Here is a 16,274-nt window from a genome sequence, read left to right as displayed (position 1 = left end):
GACCCGACACTCGTACACCACCGGAGAAGCACTGACGCGATCCGGGACACTCTCCGCATTCTGTGACGGCCCGGGGAAAGGACGCGACGCCATGTCGGAGGCTGCATCCGCCGGGACGACCAGCACGACCGGACTCAGTCCACTGGAGCCGATGCTGCGGGACTGGCTCCCGGTACAGCGCTGGTTCGCCGGCAAGGGCCGGCGCATCGGCCGGCTCCGGATGATCTCGGCGGCGGACCTGCTGCCGCCGGGGTCCTCCCCCAGGCTGGTCCACCTGCTCCTGGACGTCGACGGCGACTGCTACCAGCTGCTGCTCGGTGTCCGCCCCGCACTGCCGCCGGCCCTGGCGCCCGCCCTGATCGGGCGGGCCGAGCAGGGGCCGTACGCCGGCCAGTGCGTCTACGAGGGGCTGGGCGATCCGCGGCTGGCGGCCCTGCTGCTGGAACGGCTGCGCGCACCCGGGACCCTCGGCCCGCTGCGGTTCGACCGCGACCCGATGGCGCTGATCCCGGCCGCGCTCACCCCTCGACCACTGTCGGGGGAACAGACCAACTCTTCACTGATCTACGGGGATTCGTACATCCTGAAGGTGTTCCGCCGGGTCGGCCCCGGGGTCAATCCCGACCTGGAGCTGCCCAGAGCGCTGGCGGCCGCCGGGTGCGCCCGCGTCCCCGCGCCGGTCGCTTGGTACGAGGCGGCGCTGCCCGGCGGAGAACCGTTGACCCTGGGGGTGCTCCAGCCCTACCTGCGGGGCTCCGACGACGGCTGGCAGCTCGCGCTGCGCCGGCTCGGCGACGGGGGCGACTTCACCGCCGAGGCGCACGCGCTGGGCCGGGCCACCGCCGAGGTGCACAGCGCGCTCGCCGGCGCCCTGCCGACCGTCGCTCTGGGCCCGGAGCAGACCGCCCGGCTCGCCTCCGGGATGACGGCCCGGCTGGCGGCCACCGCCCGCGAGGTGCCCGCACTGCGGCCCTACGAGGCGGGGCTGCGCGGGGCGTTCGACGCGCTGGCCGCGTCCCGCGGGGCCGGGGTACCCGCCCAGCGGATCCACGGCGACCTCCACCTGGGCCAGACCCTGCGGACCGCCGACGGCAGCTGGGCGCTGATCGACTTCGAGGGCGAGCCGGCCCGGCCGCTGGCCGATCGCCGCCGCCCCGAACCCGCCGTCCGCGACATCGCCGGGATACTGCGCTCGTTCGACTACGCGGCCCGCTCCCACCGCCCGTTCGCCCCTGCCTGGGCGGACGCCTGCCGGGCCGCCTTCTGCGAGGGCTACGCCCGCACCACGGGCCGCGACCCGCGCGAGGACCCCGTCCTGCTGCGCGCGTACGAGACGGACAAGGCGGTGTACGAGGCGCGCTACGAGTCCCGGCACCGCCCCGACTGGCTGCACGTCCCCATGGCCGCGATCCGGCGGCTCGCCGCCGGCGCGGACCGGGGGTTCGGCCGCGCCCAGCCGGGCCCCGGCGAAGGCTTCCCCTCCCTCTCCCCTCACCCCCGCCCGCAGCCGCCTAGGAGGCCGCACACGTGAGCCCCGCCCGTCAGTCACCCTCGACCACCTCGCCGTCCACCGCTCCGGCCCCGGCGCCGGCCCAGGGCCGCGGAGCGCCCGCCCCGGCGGCGCCGCGCAAGGCCCCGCCGCCGCGCGCCCGGAGGGCTCCCGCGCACGGGGTACGGCCGGCGCCCGCGCTGGGCACCGAGGAACGGGCCCGGCTGCTGGAGGGCCGCCACCACGACCCGCACGGAGTGCTGGGCGCCCGGACCCGGCGGGACGGGGTGGTCTTCCGCGTGCTGCGCCCCTACGCCAAGTCGGTCACGGTCGTCGCCAAGGGGCTGCGGGCCGAGCTCCTCTCCGAGGGCGACGGGCTGTTCTCGGGGCTGCTGCCGCTGAACGGCGTGCCGGACTACCGGCTGCTGGTCACCTACGACAGCGACGAGATCGAGGTGCACGACCCGTACCGGTTCCTGCCCGCGCTCGGCGAGCTGGACCTGCACCTGATCGGCGAGGGCCGGCACGAGGAGTTGTGGACCGCCCTCGGGGCCCGGCCGATGGAGCACCAGGGCGTGGCCGGCACCCGGTTCACGGTGTGGGCGCCGAACGCCCAGGGGGTGCGGGTCACCGGGGACTTCACGTACTGGGACTCGGTGGCCTACCCGATGCGCTCGTTGGGCGCCTCCGGGGTGTGGGAGCTGTTCCTGCCGGGGGTGGGCGAGGGCGCGCTCTACAAGTACGACATCACCCGCCCGGACGGCAGCCACACCCTGCGCGCCGACCCGATGGCCCGCTCCGCGGAAGTCCCGCCGGCCACGGCCTCGGTGGTTACGGCGTCCCACTACGAGTGGCAGGACGAGGAGTGGATGGCCCGGCGCGGGGACCGCCCGCCGCACCGGGCCCCGTTCTCGGTGTACGAGCTGCACCTGGCCTCGTGGCGGCCGGGGCTCTCGTACCGGCAGCTGGCCGAGCAGCTCCCCCCGTACGTCAAGGATCTGGGCTTCACGCACGTGGAGCTGATGCCGATCGCGGAGCACCCCTTCGGCGGCTCGTGGGGCTACCAGGTCACCGGGTTCTACGCGCCGACCTCGCGCATGGGCGGCCCGGACGACTTCCGGATGCTGGTGGACGCGCTGCACCGGGCCGGGATCGGCGTGATCGTCGACTGGGTGCCGGCGCACTTCCCGCGCGACGAGTGGGCGCTCGCGGAGTTCGACGGGCGGCCGCTGTACGAGCACCACGACCCGCGCCGGGCCGCGCACCCGGACTGGGGGACGCTGGAGTTCGACTACGGCCGCAAGGAGGTCCGCAACTTCCTCGTCGCGAACGCCGTGTACTGGTGCCAGGAGTTCCACGTGGACGGGCTGCGCGTGGACGCGGTGGCCTCGATGCTCTACCTGGACTACTCGCGGGGCGAGGGCGAGTGGGCGCCGAACGAGCACGGCGGCCGGGAGAACTGGGACGCGGTGGCGATGCTCCAGGAGATGAACGCGACGGTGTACCGGCGCTGCCCGGGCGTGGTGACGATCGCGGAGGAGTCCACGGCCTGGGAGGGCGTGACACGGCCGACGGACGCGGGCGGGCTGGGCTTCGGGCTGAAGTGGAACATGGGCTGGATGCACGACACCCTGCGCTACGCGTCGAAGGACCCGGTGCACCGCAAGTACCACCACCACGACATGACGTTCGGGATGGTCTACGCGTACAGCGAGAACTACGTGCTGCCGATCTCGCACGACGAGGTGGTGCACGGCAAGCACTCGCTGGTGTCGAAGATGCCCGGCGACTGGTGGCAGCAGCGGGCCATACACCGTGCGTACCTGGGCTTCATGTGGGCCCACCCCGGCAAGCAGCTCCTTTTCATGGGGCAGGAGTTCGCCCAGGGATCGGAGTGGTCCGAGGCGCACGGACCGGACTGGTGGGTGCTGGACTCCTCGTACACGGCGGCCGCCGACCACCGGGGCGTGCGCGATCTCGTGCGCGACCTGAACCTGACGTACGCGGCGGCGCCCGCGCTGTGGGAGCGGGACACCGTGCCGGGGGGCTTCGGCTGGGTGGAGGCGGACGCGGCGGAGGACAACGTCTTCGCGTTCCTGCGGTACGCGCAGGACGGCTCGCCGCTGCTGTGCGTGTCGAACTTCTCGCCGGTGGTGCGGCACGGCTACCGGATCGGCGTCCCGGAAGGCGCGCCGTGGTGGCGGGAGGTCCTGAACACGGACGAGGAGCAGTACGGCGGCAGCGGCGTGCGCCATCTGCAACCCCTGCGGCCCGAGCCCGTGCCCGCGCAGGGCCGCCCGGTGAGCCTGCGCTTGACGCTCCCGCCGCTGGCGACGGTCTGGTTCAGGCCGTGACCTCGATGACCTCCGCCAGCTCCTGAAGCAGCTTGCGCTTGGCGCGTGCGCCGACCATCTGCTTCACGGGCTCGCCGTCGCGGAAGACGAGCAGGGTCGGCATGGACAGCACCCCGTACCGGACGACGGTGGCGGGGTTGCCGTCCGCGTCGATCTGCACGACCTTGAGGCGGTCGGCCTCCTCGGCGGCGACGGCGGACAGCACCGGCGCGAGCTGCCGGCAGGGCCCGCACCAGTCGGCGGTGAACTCCACGAGGACGGGCCGGCCCCGCTCTGCGAGCACCTCCGTATCGAAGTCCCCGTCGGTCACTTCGGCAACACCCTTGGCGTGGATCATCTCGTCCCTCCCCTTCTCACGGTCCGGTCATTTCACAGCGCGGCGCCGCCGCCTCGCCGGCGGCGTCCTCGGCGGCGGCGAGCTGCCGCGCGACCTGCTCCCGTACGTCGGCCAGCTGGCCGATCAGCCCGTCGAGCTCGGCGAGCTTGCGCCGGTACACGGCCAGGGACGCGGGGCAGGAATCTCCGGCGGGGTGGCCGGCGCGCAGGCAGTCGACGAACGGACGGGTCTCCTCCAGCTCGAAGCCGAAGTCCTGGAGCATGCGGATCTGGCGCAGCAACCGCAGGTCGTCCTCGTCGTAGGTGCGGTAGCCGTTGCCGGTGCGGCGCGCGGGCAGCAGTCCGCGCGATTCGTAGTACCGCAGGGTCCGCGTGCTGGTTCCGGCCCGCTCCGCCAGTTCGCCGATTCGCATGGCCCGACCGTAAGCCTTGACGCCGGCGTCAAGGCAAGGAGCGAGGACGGGCAGCTAGGGCGGGGCCCTCGCCACCCCCGTGGGCGAGGGCCCCGACAGGGATCACGCAGGCGGCGGGAGTCCGGTTCAGGACGGGGTGGGGGAGAAGCGTGAACATCGTGCGCAGGGGTATCGCAACCGCCAGCAGCAGCCGTACGCTGGGAAATGGATCTAGAGGCGCTCCGATTACCGGACGGTCGCCAGGAAACCGACCCACAGCGTGGAACTCCATAGGACGTTCCTACGAGTTCTGGGCTTGTTTGAACGGTCTGTAGTCGCCACCCCTTGGGCACTCCTACGGTGTGCCGTGTGCACTCCAGCCCTCCCTTCAATGCCCCCGCCGCGCGTCGCCTCCGCGCAGCCCTGGGCATGGCTCCCGGTCATGTCGCCTATGGCCTGCGCGCCCAGTACGGACTGATCGTCGAGCCCGAGACCGTGATGGCCTGGGAGCGCGGCGAAATATCACCGACTTCCGCCGAGCTGACGGCGCTCGCGGGTGTGCTCTGGTGCGCCCCCGGCGAACTGCTCGCCGAGCCCGTGACCCTGCGGGAGCACCGGATGGCCCGGGGCATGGCCGCGGACGAGCTGGCCCGGCGGATCGGGCTGGAGACGAACGCGTACCAGAAGATGGAGGAGACCGGCCGCTGGAAGGGCAACGAACGGCAGTCCGTGGCCCTGGCCCAGGTGCTCGGGCTGTCCCTGTCCCAGTTCGTGGCGGCGGCCGGCAAGCAGGAGGAGCTCGCCGAGATCCTGCGCAGCGCGGTGACCACGCGCTGGCAGGCGTACGTGAAGCCGCTGGCGAAGCTGCTGCCGGTGCCGAAGCATCACCTGGAACCGGTCCTGGAGCGGCTGCACGCGGACTACCAGTCGAAGATGGTGGCCACCCTGAGCTGGGGCGGCGCCGCGGGAGACGCAGCCACGGGCGACGCGGGCCGCGAGTTCCTGGCCGACATCGTGGCCCACTTCTGGGCCTACGCGGGCGGCGCGCGCTAGGCCTGGACCCCGGGGCCTTGCGGCCCCGGGGCCGGGGCCGGACGTCCTGCCCGGGTGCCGCCGTGGACCCGTGGCGGGGCGGGTCAGAAGACCGACTCGGCCTCGTACATGCGGTCCTCCGGGACCGTCTTCAGTTCGGTGACGGCCTGGGCCAGCGGGGCCATCACGATGTCGGTGCCGCGCAGGGCGGTCATGTTGCCGAAGTCGCCGCGGTGGACGGCCTCGACCGCGTGCCAGCCGAAGCGGGTCGCGAGGACGCGGTCGTACGCGGTGGGGGTGCCACCGCGCTGGACGTGGCCCAGGATGACCGGGCGGGCCTCCTTGCCCAGGCGGTGCTCCAGCTCGACGGCGAGGCGGTTGCCGATGCCGGCGAAGCGTTCGTGGCCGTACGCGTCGATCTCGCCCTTCTCGTACGGCATCGAGCCCTCGGCCGGGTGCGCGCCCTCGGCGACGCAGATGACGGCGAACTTCTTCCCGCGAGAGAATCGTTCCTCCACCATCTTCACCAGGGCGTCCACCTCGAAGGGGCGCTCCGGCAGGCAGATCCCGTGGGCGCCGCCGGCCATGCCGGACTCCAGGGCGATCCAGCCCGCGTGCCGACCCATGACCTCGACGACCATCACGCGCTGGTGCGATTCGGCGGTGGTCTTGAGACGGTCGATGGCCTCGGTGGCGACCATGACGGCGGTGTCGAAACCGAAGGTGCGGTCGGTCGAGGAGATGTCGTTGTCGATGGTCTTCGGCACGCCGACGACCGGCATCCCGGCGTCCGACAGCATCCGGGCGGCGGTCAGTGTGCCCTCGCCGCCGATCGGGATGAGCGCGTCGATGCCGTAGCGCGTCGCCAATTCCTGCGCGTTCTCGGCGGCTTCGTGCAGCCGAGCGCGCTCCATGCGGGCCGAACCGAGGATCGTGCCGCCACGGGCGAGGATGCCGCTGACGGCGTTGATGTCGAGGGGGCGGTGATGGCCGTCCAGGAGGCCCTTGAAGCCGTCCTCGAAGCCGATGACTTCGTCGCCGTGGCCGACTACGGCGCGGTGCACGACCGAACGGATGACAGCGTTCAGGCCCGGGCAGTCGCCGCCGGCGGTGAGAACTCCGATACGCATCGTGCTGTGTCTCCTGCTCCTGGTCGTACCGGGCCGTACGCGTGCGGGCGGACGGCCGTACATCTGAAGGGCGTCATGGTGAAGCCTGTCCGATTGTTCCACGGGCTGGCGGAACGGCGCGTTCCGCACTGCTCCGCGCACCGGGCCCTTCGACCCCCCGGAAGAGGCCTTTCCCGGCGGGCGCCCTATCTGGCCGCCGGGGTATTGTCAAGAGGCCAGGCCCACCCTAACGGGGAAAAACAACTATCCACACGATGGGACGGAGAACCCGCGTGACGCGCAGCGTGTATGTGACCGGTATCGAGCGGGGGGACGGCCGGCAGGTCGTCGAGCTGGGAATCATGGAGCTGCTGACCCGCCAGACGGCGCGGGTCGGCGTCTACCGCCCGTTGCTCCACGACGCACCGGACCGCCTCTTCGACCTCCTCAAGGCCCGCTACCGGATCGAGCAGGACGCCGCGACGGCGTACGGCATGGAGTACCACGAGGCCTCCGCCATCCTGGCCGAGAAGGGCACCGACGAGCTCGTGTCCCGGCTGGTGGACCGCTACCACCGGGTGGCCCGCGACTACGAGGTCATGCTCGTCCTCGGCACCGACTACGCCGATACGAACCTCCCCGACGAGCTGGCGCTGAACGCCCGCCTCGCCAACGAGCTGGGGGCCGTCGTGGTGCCCGTCGTCGGCGGCACCAAGCACCCCGCCGAGGCCGTGCGCGCCGAGGCCCAGAGCGCCTTCCGCGCGTACGAGAGCCTCGGCTGCCACGTCGTCGCGATGATGGTCAACCGGGTCGCCGCACAGGACCGGGACTCCATAGCCGAGCGGCTGTCCGCCCGGCTGCCCGTCCCCTGCTACGTGCTGCCGGACGACAAGTCGCTCTCCGCCCCGACCGTCGCCCAGATCACCCGGGCGCTCGGCGGCGAGGTGCTCCTCGGCGACGACGCCGGGCTGGCCCGCGACGCCGTGGACTTCGTCTTCGGCGGCGCCATGCTGCCGAACTTCCTGAACGCCCTGACCCCCGGCTGCCTGGTCGTCACCCCCGGGGACCGCGCCGACCTGGTCATCGGCGCGCTGGCCGCGCACGCCTCCGGCACGCCGCCGATCGCCGGTGTGCTGCTGACCCTGAACGAGCGGCCGGGCCCGGACATCCTGACGCTGGCCTCGAAGCTGGCGCCGGGCACGCCGGTGGTGTCGGTGGCCGGCAACAGCTTCCCGACCGCAACGGAACTGTTCTCGCTGCAGAGCCGGTTGAACTCCGCGACCCCGCGCAAGCTGGAGACCGCGCTCGGCCTGTTCGAGCGGCACGTGGACACCGCGGAGCTGCGCGGCCTGCTGTCGGTGGCCCGCTCCGAGCGCGTCACGCCGATGATGTTCGAGCACGAGCTGCTGGAGCGGGCCCGCTCCGAGCGCCGCCGCGTGGTGCTGCCCGAGGGCACCGAGGAGCGGGTGCTGCGCGCCGCGGACGTGGTGCTGCGCCGCGGGGTCTGCGACCTGACCCTGCTGGGCGAGGAGCAGGTGATCTTGAAGAAGGCCGGCGACCTGGGCATCGACATCTCGGGCGCCCAGCTCATCGATCCGGCGACCTCTCCGATGCGGGAACGTTTCGCCGAGTTCTACGCGCAGGCCCGCGCCCACAAGGGCATGACCGTCGAGCTGGCCCTCGACGTGGTCACCGACGTCAACTACTTCGGCACCCTCATGGTCCAGGAGGGCCTCGCCGACGGAATGGTCTCCGGCTCGGTGCACTCCACCGCCGCGACCATCCGCCCCGCCTTCGAGATCATCAAGACGAAGCCCGACGCGTCGATCGTGTCGTCGGTCTTCTTCATGTGCTTGGCCGACCGGGTCCTCGTCTACGGCGACTGCGCGGTCAACCCGGACCCGGGCGCCGAACAGCTCGCCGACATCGCCGTCCAGTCGGCGGCGACCGCGGCCGCGTTCGGTGTCGAGCCGCGGATCGCGATGCTCTCGTACTCGACCGGCACCTCGGGCAGCGGCGCGGACGTCGACAAGGTCCGCAAGGCCACCGAGATCGTCCGGGCGCAGCGCCCCGACCTGGCCGTCGAGGGCCCGATCCAGTACGACGCCGCCGTCGAGCCCTCGGTCGCCGCGACCAAGCTGCCCGGGTCGAACGTGGCCGGCCGTGCGAGCGTGCTGATCTTCCCGGACCTGAACACGGGCAACAACACGTACAAGGCCGTGCAGCGCTCGGCGGGCGCCGTCGCGGTCGGCCCGGTGCTCCAGGGCCTGCGCAAGCCGGTCAACGACCTCTCGCGCGGCGCGCTGGTGCAGGACATCGTCACCACCGTGGCGATCACCGCGATCCAGGCGCAGGGCGTGCGGCACGTGCCGACCGTGCAGGCCGCCACCGCCTGACGCCGCCGCCCGACCCCACCGCCGCCCGCATCCCGCCGAGCCCCACCGGGCCCCACCCCGAAGGAAAGACCTTCATCGTGACCACCGCATCGCGCGTTCTCGTCCTCAACTCCGGCTCCTCGTCGGTGAAGTACCAGCTGCTCGACATGGCGGACTCCACGCGCCTCGCCGTCGGCCTGGTGGAACGGATCGGTGAAGAGGCCTCGCGGCTCGTGCACGAAACGCTGACCGGGCCGGGCGCCGAGGGCGGCAGGCGGGAGCGGCTCGGCGCGATCCCGGACCACGCGGACGCCCTCCGGGCCGTCGCGCAGGAGCTCGCCGCCGACGGACTGGGCCTGGACTCCCCCGAACTGGCGGCCATCGGTCACCGGGTGGTGCACGGCGGAACCCGGTTCACCCAGCCGACGGTGATCGACGACGAGGTGCTGGCGGAGATCCGGAGCCTGATCCCGCTCGCCCCGCTGCACAACCCGGCGAACGTGACGGGCATCGAGGTGGCGCGCTCGCTGCGCGCGGACCTTCCGCAGGTGGCGGTCTTCGACACGGCGTTCCACTCGACGATGCCGGAGTACGTGGCCCGGTACGCCATCGACGCCGCGACGGCGGACAAGTACGCCATCCGGCGGTACGGGTTCCACGGCACCTCCCACGCGTACGTCTCGCGGGCGACGGCGGCGCTGCTGGGCAGGCAGGTGGAGGACGTGAACGTGATCGTGCTGCACCTGGGCAACGGGGCCTCGGCCTCGGCGGTCCGCGGTGGGGTGTGCGTGGAGACGTCCATGGGCCTGACGCCGCTGGAGGGTCTGGTCATGGGTACCCGTTCGGGCGACCTGGATCCGGCGGTCGTCTTCCACCTGGCGCGGGTGGGTGGCTTCTCGGTGGATGAGATCGATTCGCTCCTGAACAAGAAGAGCGGTCTGCTGGGCCTGTGCGGCGACAACGACATGCGCGAGGTGCTGCGGCGGGCGGGCGAGGGCGACGAGTCGGCGCGGCTCGCCTTCGCGGCGTACGTACACCGCCTGAAGAAGTACATCGGCGCCTACTCGGCGGTCCTCGGCCGGGTGGACGCGGTGGCGTTCACGGCGGGGGTCGGGGAGAACGCGCACCAGGTCCGCGAAGCTGCCCTGGACGGCCTCGCGGAGCTGGGGCTCGCCCTGGACCCGGAGGCCAATGCGGTGCGCTCCCCGGAGCCTCGGTTGGTGTCGCCGGACTCCGCACGGGTGGCCGTGGCCGTGGTCCCGACGGATGAGGAACTGGAGATCGCCACCCAGGCGTACGCGTTGGTTACCGAGTAGTCACTTGGACTTTCCACCAGACGGAATATTCCGCTACGAAACAAACCGATAGGATCCAGTCATGCGCCGTTCCAAAATCGTCTGCACGCTGGGCCCCGCCGTCGACTCGTATGAGCAGCTGAAAGCGCTCATCGAGGCAGGTATGAACGTGGCCCGATTCAACTTCAGCCACGGGTCCCAGGCAGAACACCAGGAGCGGTACGACCGCGTCCGGAAGGTCTCCGAGGACACCGGGCGCGCCGTCGGCGTCCTTGCCGACCTCCAGGGTCCGAAGATCCGTCTGGAGACCTTCGCCGAAGGTCCCGTCGAGCTGGTGCGCGGTGACGAGTTCACCATCACCACCGAGGACGTCCCGGGCGACAAGTCCATCTGCGGAACCACCTACAAGGGCCTCCCGGGCGATGTCGCCAAGGGTGACCAGATCCTGATCAACGACGGCAACGTCGAGCTGCGGGTGACCGAGGTCGAGGGCCCGCGGGTCAAGACCATCGTCATCGAGGGCGGTGTCATCTCGGACCACAAGGGCATCAACCTGCCGGGTGCCGCCGTGAACGTCCCCGCCCTGTCGGAGAAGGACGTCGACGACCTCCGCTTCGCCCTGCGGATGGGCTGCGACATGGTCGCCCTGTCCTTCGTCCGCGACGCCAACGACGTCAAGGACGTCCACAAGGTCATGGACGAGGAGGGCCGCCGGGTCCCCGTCATCGCCAAGGTCGAGAAGCCGCAGGCCGTCGAGAACATGGCCGCCGTGGTCGACGCCTTCGACGCGGTCATGGTGGCCCGTGGCGACCTGGCCGTCGAGTACCCGCTCGAAAAGGTCCCGATGGTCCAGAAGCGGCTCATCGAGATGTGCCGCCGCAACGCCAAGCCGGTGATCGTCGCGACCCAGATGATGGAATCGATGATCACCAACTCCCGCCCGACGCGCGCGGAGGCGTCCGACGTCGCCAACGCGATCCTCGACGGCGCGGACGCGGTCATGCTGTCGGCCGAGTCCTCGGTCGGCGCCTACCCGATCGAGACCGTCAAGACGATGTCGAAGATCGTCGCGGCGGCCGAGGAGGAGCTCCTCTCCAAGGGCCTCCAGCCGCTGGTCCCGGGCAAGAAGCCCCGTACCCAGGGCGGCTCCGTCGCCCGCGCGGCCTGCGAGATCGCGGACTTCCTCGACGGCAAGGCGCTCATCGCCTTCACCCAGTCCGGCGACACCGCCCGCCGCCTGTCGCGCTACCGCGCCACGCAGCAGATCCTCGCCTTCACCACCGACGTCAACACCCGCAACCAGCTCACGCTGAGCTGGGGCGTCGAGTCGTACGTCGTCCCGCACGTGGACAACACCGACGCGATGGTCGACCTGGTCGACGGCGAGCTGCTCAAGCTGGGCCGCTACAACGACGGCGACACCATGATCATCACCGCCGGCTCGCCCCCCGGCGTCCCGGGCACGACCAACATGGTCCGCGTCCACCACCTGGGCGGCCAGCCCCAGGCCTGACCCGACCCGCCTCTGCCGCACAGAGACCGAGGGCGGCACCCCGATCCGATGATCGGGGTGCCGCCCTCGGTGCGTGCGTACGGGACTACTCCGGCGGGCCGACGTAGTTGTGCAGGCCCGGGACCGTGAGGTTGCCGCCGAACTGGGCGGCCTGGACGACCTTGACGTTCGTGAAGAACGCGAAAGGGACGTTCAGGGGCGGCGGGCTGTTGGGGGTGAACTCGATCGGGATGAGGCCGAAGAGGTTGCCCTTGAGGCTCTCGGTGTACATCGTCACCGTGCCGCCGCGGATCTTGGAAGTGGAGCCGGGGCGGGACTTCAGGTGGGCGACGTTCCCGGTCGTGCCGACCGTCTGGTAGAGGTCCTTGATGTCCAGCGAGTCCGCCGTGAACTTAAGGACCTTCTTCGTCTTGCCGCCCGCCGTCTTCACCTCGACGATGCCGTGGTAGTCCAGGCCGTAGAGGGTCAGCAGTGAGCTGTCGAGGTACCAGGGCTCGTCCGGCAGGAGCGGGATGCCCGGCTCCATTTCGGCGTCGGCCAGCGCCTTGGCGTCGTACGTCGGGCAGGGGAAGGGCTGCTTCCCGTCCGCGTCCTTCGACTCCTCGGGCTTCGGCTCGTCCTGGTCCGCCGCCTTGCCCGTCTCGTCCTTCGGGGTCTTCGCGGTGTCCTTGACGTCCTTGGGCAGCTCCTTGACGTCGACGCCGGCCTTCTTCGCCGCGTCGCGGATCGCGTCCGCGGCCGGGTCCGGGGCGGGCGCGGACGGAGCGGGCGCGGTCGGCGCCGTGGTCGCCGTCTTGGACGGCGTCGGCGTCGGCGTGGCCGTGGGGGCTGCAGACGGGTGCGTGATGCCGTCGACGACGCCCTTGAGCTTGTCGCCGATGCCCAGCGGGTCCAGCGGGTTCGTGGTCTTGGTCGCGGACGGGGTGGCGGCCGGCGCCGGGGCCGACGGGCCGGTCTGCTTCGACTGGGTGGTCGCGGTGGATCCGGCCGGGGTGCCGGCCGACGGCTTCGCGGCCGGCGGGGTGACGCCGGGCTTCGGCGCCGTCGACGCGCCCGGCGAGGGGGTCGCGGTCGGCGACGAGCTCGGCGAGGGCGACGTGGAAGGGCTCGGAGAGGCCGACTCCGCGGGTGCGTCGGAGCGCGTCACGCACGGTCCGGGCGCGAAGGGGATCTCCTTGTCGTCGGCCAGGGCCAGCTTGGGCGCCATGCCCATCCCGACGAACACGGCCGTCGGCATGGCGGCCAGCGCCATCGTCTTGCCGACGGGTATCTGGATCTTGTTCAGCAGCGACTTCCGGGGCGCGGCGTGCCGCGGACCCCTTCGTTCACGGGACTCTGCGCTCGGGGTCACGTCCCGCTGCGTCTCGTCACCCCGCACTGTTCCTCCCGCCATCGGCGTGGGCAGTCGTCTCGGTCGCGTAAGCCGTTTCCGTGTCGTAGGAGCCGGGGACTCCCAAAGGTGCCTCCGCGAACGTCTCCGCCTTGGCCGCGGCCGCGTCGTGCGCGTCCTGCGGGTCCTCCGGCTTGCCCGGCGCCCACGACAGGGCGAGGGCCCCGCCGATCAGGGAGAAAAGGAAACCGAGGAAGAAGCCGCCCAGGTTGGACACCGGCAGGGAGACCAGGGCGAGCAGGATCGACGCCACACCGGCGAAGACCCGGATGCCCTGCTGGAACCAGAGCGCCACGCCGAGGGTCATCAGCAGGACGCCGATGATCAGCGAGCCCGCGCCCGCGGTCGTCGCCATGGCGATGGTGATGTTGCCCAGCCGGAGGTCCGCGTAGGGGAAGTACGCGATGGGGATGCCGCCGATGAGAGTGAAGAATCCTGCCCAGAAGGGCCGGACGCCCCTCCAGGCGCGGAAGCGGTGGTACACCACGGTGAGCCAAGAGTCGTCTGCGGCGCGAACCGGGGCCTGGGGGTTCATGGACAACAGCTCCCTGGAAACGGTGGTACGGAGAACTAGGTGGAGCCCGGCGGGACGGGCGGCGACCAAGGCCGCCACCCGCCTCCACCGTTCACCTGCCGGGACGAATTACTTCTCGTCCTGGTAGCACGGCTGGTCGCCGCTCAGCAGGCGCAGCTTGAGGTCGGGCAGCGTGAAGGTACCCGCCGTCGTCGCCCAAGCCTTCTGGCGCACGTTCGTCAGCACGGCCTTCTTGGCGCGCTGGGAGAACAGGGCACCGTTCGCCACCGTGTTGGCCTGCGGCGGGGTCGGGTGCTTGTCGTCCGCCGCCGCGCTGACCGCGACACCGATGTCCAGGTCGGTGAACGTGGCGTCGGTGTCGAGCTCCGCAACATCCAGGTAGATGTTTTCGGCGACGGCCGGCTTGCCCTTGTTGCCCGTCTGCAGCTTCATCGTGATGTTGCCGAGGCCGGGAATCGGGGTCACCAGCGACTGGCACATGTTGGTGATCTCGGCGTGGCGGAACCCGGAGATGGTGACCGGGTGCGCCGCGTCCTTGCCGTCGAGGCCCTTGCCCTTGGCGACGCTGCCGTACTGGATGAGGTCGTCACCGTCGAGCTTGTCGGCCGAGACCTTGAAGTCCTGGCCGGACACGCTGAAGGACGCCGCGAGGGCACCCTGCGCCAGACCCACACCGACCGCGGCGGTGGCCGCGATGCTCGGCACCATGACGAGCGCGAAGCGCTTCCATCTGGTCCCGCCACGAACCTGAGAACTCATTATTCGTTCCTCCTTCTCGGACGTACATCTCCGGTCCGGGCCGTACCCGTCCTGGGATGGGAGAAGTGCTACGTCCTCGGGAAGGAGCGCAGGCGGCCGAGCCGCGGCACAGCCGCGTCCGATACACCGGCGTTCACCCCCGAGCGACAACCACTGGGTCACGCGTTCGCGCAACCAGGAGGACAGGCTCCGCCGGTGCGGCGAAGACCCCCCTGTCCAGCAGCCGGTGCCACTACCACCGGCCGGCCCGGTGGGGACCCTGCCCCGCGGCTCCGGATGAGCGGCTCTGCGGGAAGGACCGAGCGTCGCCGATCGTGGTCCATTCCAGGCCGGGGCACAAGGGGGTTCGTTACTGGCGGGTAACGGCAAGATAACCGGGTATAGACCCGGCGCCATCGGGCGACGACTCAGGGTGTCACCATGGGCCACGACAGAACGCCGCATTCACGAACACACCGGACACTTCACGGGGTTCCACTTACTGCGAGTAACAGCGGCCGCAATTGCCAAGTTTTGGCAAAGCGCGGCCGCTGTTTATCTACGTGTCAACAAATCGTCGGTGGCCCGACGACCTCCCGGACGCTTCCGGAAGAGGCCCGGAGGGGCCTAGAACAGCACCCGCGCGAGCGCCGTGCGGGCCGCCGCGACCCGGGGGTCGTCGGCTCCGATGACCTCGAACAGCTCCAGCAGCCGCACCCGTACCGCGTCCCGGTCGGAGCCGACCGTCACCCGGACCGTGTCCACCAGGCGCCCGAAGGCGTCCTCCACGTGGCCGCCGACCAGGTCCAGGTCCGCCGCGGCGATCTGGGCCGCCGGGTCCTTCGGGTTCTCCGCCGCCGTGGTGCGGACCGCCTGCGGGTTCATGTCCTTGACCCGCGCGAGCAGCTCGGCCTGGGCCAGGCCCAGCTTGGCCTCGGTGTTGGACGGGTCGTCCGCCAGTACGTTCTTGTACGCCTGCACCGCGCCGCCCAGGTCACCGGCGTCCAGCGCGACGACGGCCGCTTCGAGCAGCGCGTCGTACGGGCCCGCCGGCACCTCGGCTTCGCCGGCCGAGTCGCCCGCGGGGCCACCCTCGGCGTTCGGGTCCACCTCGATGCCGATGATCCCGAAGCGCTCCTCGGCGACCTGGACCAGCTGCGCGAGGGTCGCGCGGATCTCCTGCTCGGGTGCCACGCCCTGGAACAGCGGCAGGACCTGGCCCGCGACCACGGCGAACACGGCCGGAATGCCCTGGATCTGGAACTGCTGCATCAGCATCTGGTTGGAGTCGACGTCGACCTTCGCCAGCAGGAGGCGGCCGTTCGCCTCGATCGTCAGGCGCTCCAGGAGCGGGCTGAGCTGCTTGCACGGCTCGCACCACTCGGCCCAGAAGTCCAGGACGACCGGTACCTCGGCGGAGAGCTGGAGGACGTCGCGCTCGAAGCCGGCCTCGTCGACGTCGATCACGAGCGCGGACGGCGGAACGGCACCGGCGGACGCGGGCGCGCCGCCCTGGGCGGCCTGCCGGGCCGCTTCGGCGCGGGTCTGCTCGGCCTTCGCCTTGGCCTCGCCGGCCGCCTTCACCGCGGCGAGGTCGACGACGCCGCTCATGGACATGTTTCTGGGCTGCATGCGTACATCCTCCCCCGTGTGCGCGCGCCGACGAAAAAGATCGGCCGAAATACCTTCTCGCCCGCGTCGGGCCGATCGCTTGTG

Annotated in this window: 13 protein-coding genes; 6 read left to right on the top strand and 7 right to left on the bottom strand. The window is 71.3% G+C overall.

Going from position 1 to position 16,274, the window contains the following annotated elements; translation table 11 throughout:
• Nucleotides 1-91 precede the first annotated feature (91 nt).
• Together OG974_RS28600 and glgB are read left to right on the top strand one after the other, a co-directional pair.
• Nucleotides 92-1,531, top strand: coding sequence for a maltokinase (locus OG974_RS28600; RefSeq protein ID WP_327285541.1), 1,440 nt, complete (start codon nucleotides 92-94; stop codon nucleotides 1,529-1,531).
• Entirely contained in the window at nucleotides 1,528-3,843 is a 2,316-nt protein-coding gene (gene glgB, locus OG974_RS28595) for a 1,4-alpha-glucan branching enzyme (protein WP_371644874.1), read from the top strand. Before OG974_RS28600 ends, glgB begins: the two co-directional genes overlap by 4 nt.
• On the opposite strand, the gene OG974_RS28590 is transcribed toward glgB, so the two are convergent.
• On the bottom strand, nucleotides 3,833-4,180 hold the full coding sequence (locus OG974_RS28590; protein ID WP_327285539.1) for a thioredoxin domain-containing protein: 348 nt from the start codon (nucleotides 4,178-4,180) through the stop codon (nucleotides 3,833-3,835). The genes glgB and OG974_RS28590 overlap by 11 nt on opposite strands.
• Before the next feature lie 16 nt (nucleotides 4,181-4,196).
• On the bottom strand, nucleotides 4,197-4,592 hold the full coding sequence (locus tag OG974_RS28585) for a MerR family transcriptional regulator (protein WP_327285538.1): 396 nt from the start codon (nucleotides 4,590-4,592) through the stop codon (nucleotides 4,197-4,199).
• A 408-nt stretch (nucleotides 4,593-5,000) separates the two neighbouring features.
• Here OG974_RS28585 and OG974_RS28580 point away from each other — a divergent pair, with 408 nt between their 5' ends.
• On the top strand, nucleotides 5,001-5,624 hold the full coding sequence (locus tag OG974_RS28580; protein ID WP_327285786.1) for a helix-turn-helix transcriptional regulator: 624 nt from the start codon (nucleotides 5,001-5,003) through the stop codon (nucleotides 5,622-5,624).
• Between the two features lie 83 nt (nucleotides 5,625-5,707).
• Here the strand turns inward: OG974_RS28580 and OG974_RS28575 are convergent, their stop codons facing one another.
• Entirely contained in the window at nucleotides 5,708-6,733 is a 1,026-nt protein-coding gene (locus OG974_RS28575; RefSeq protein WP_327285537.1) for an ATP-dependent 6-phosphofructokinase, read from the bottom strand.
• 272 nt (nucleotides 6,734-7,005) lie between these two features.
• Here OG974_RS28575 and pta point away from each other — a divergent pair, with 272 nt between their 5' ends.
• From pta to pyk, 3 genes are all read left to right on the top strand, one after another.
• Complete coding sequence (gene pta, locus OG974_RS28570; RefSeq protein ID WP_371644871.1) at nucleotides 7,006-9,108, top strand: phosphate acetyltransferase; 2,103 nt, start codon at nucleotides 7,006-7,008, stop codon at nucleotides 9,106-9,108.
• Nucleotides 9,109-9,185: 77 nt separating this feature from the next.
• Nucleotides 9,186-10,403 (top strand): acetate kinase, encoded by a 1,218-nt coding sequence (locus tag OG974_RS28565; protein WP_327285535.1) that lies wholly within the window; start codon nucleotides 9,186-9,188, stop codon nucleotides 10,401-10,403.
• Between the two features lie 61 nt (nucleotides 10,404-10,464).
• Nucleotides 10,465-11,895, top strand: a complete 1,431-nt coding sequence (pyk, locus tag OG974_RS28560) for a pyruvate kinase (protein WP_327285534.1) — start codon at nucleotides 10,465-10,467, stop codon at nucleotides 11,893-11,895.
• Nucleotides 11,896-11,980: 85 nt separating this feature from the next.
• Here pyk and OG974_RS28555 read toward each other — a convergent pair whose 3' ends face one another.
• The 4 genes from OG974_RS28555 to OG974_RS28540 form a co-directional block, all read right to left on the bottom strand.
• Nucleotides 11,981-13,273: a hypothetical protein gene (locus OG974_RS28555; protein ID WP_327285533.1), complete on the bottom strand. Its 1,293-nt coding sequence runs from the start codon at nucleotides 13,271-13,273 to the stop codon at nucleotides 11,981-11,983.
• Nucleotides 13,263-13,820: a DUF6114 domain-containing protein gene (locus tag OG974_RS28550; RefSeq protein WP_327285532.1), complete on the bottom strand. Its 558-nt coding sequence runs from the start codon at nucleotides 13,818-13,820 to the stop codon at nucleotides 13,263-13,265. Before OG974_RS28550 ends, OG974_RS28555 begins: the two co-directional genes overlap by 11 nt.
• Nucleotides 13,821-13,928: 108 nt before the next feature.
• Complete coding sequence (locus tag OG974_RS28545; RefSeq protein ID WP_327285531.1) at nucleotides 13,929-14,579, bottom strand: DUF6230 family protein; 651 nt, start codon at nucleotides 14,577-14,579, stop codon at nucleotides 13,929-13,931.
• Between the two features lie 606 nt (nucleotides 14,580-15,185).
• Entirely contained in the window at nucleotides 15,186-16,190 is a 1,005-nt protein-coding gene (locus tag OG974_RS28540) for a tetratricopeptide repeat protein (RefSeq protein ID WP_327285530.1), read from the bottom strand.
• Nucleotides 16,191-16,274 lie beyond the last annotated feature (84 nt).

Origin of the sequence: Streptomyces sp. NBC_00597 (assembly GCF_041431095.1) — a bacterium.
In the GTDB taxonomy this organism is placed as follows: domain Bacteria; phylum Actinomycetota; class Actinomycetes; order Streptomycetales; family Streptomycetaceae; genus Streptomyces.
This window is presented reverse-complemented; position numbering and strand designations above follow the sequence as displayed.